This window comes from Nostoc sp. CALU 1950 (assembly GCF_051172895.1).
In the GTDB taxonomy this organism is placed as follows: Bacteria; Cyanobacteriota; Cyanobacteriia; order Cyanobacteriales; family Nostocaceae; genus Nostoc; species Nostoc edaphicum_A.
Genome location: NZ_JBDNJQ010000491.1, coordinates 1 through 249, shown reverse-complemented (window position 1 = coordinate 249; position 249 = coordinate 1). Strand labels below are relative to the sequence as shown.

Sequence of the window (249 nt, the reverse complement as noted above, 5' to 3'; positions counted from 1 at the left end):
TCAACTGAGCAGTCTGCCACCGGAAATTGGCCAACTCACCAACCTGCAAACCCTCTACCTCTACAATAATCAACTGAGCAGTCTGCCAACAGAAATTGGCCAACTCACCAACCTGCAAACCCTCAACCTCTTCATTAATCAACTGAGCAGTCTGCCACCGGAAATTGGCCAACTTACCAACCTGCAAACCCTCAACCTCAACAGTAATCAACTGAGCAGTCTGCCACCGGAAATTGGCCAACTCACCAA

General features: G+C 49.0%; 1 protein-coding gene. It reads left to right on the top strand.

Annotated elements, in window-relative coordinates; genetic code table 11:
- On the top strand, positions 1–249 hold a 249-nt coding region (locus ABF638_RS38525; protein ID WP_435027973.1), incomplete at both ends, for a leucine-rich repeat domain-containing protein.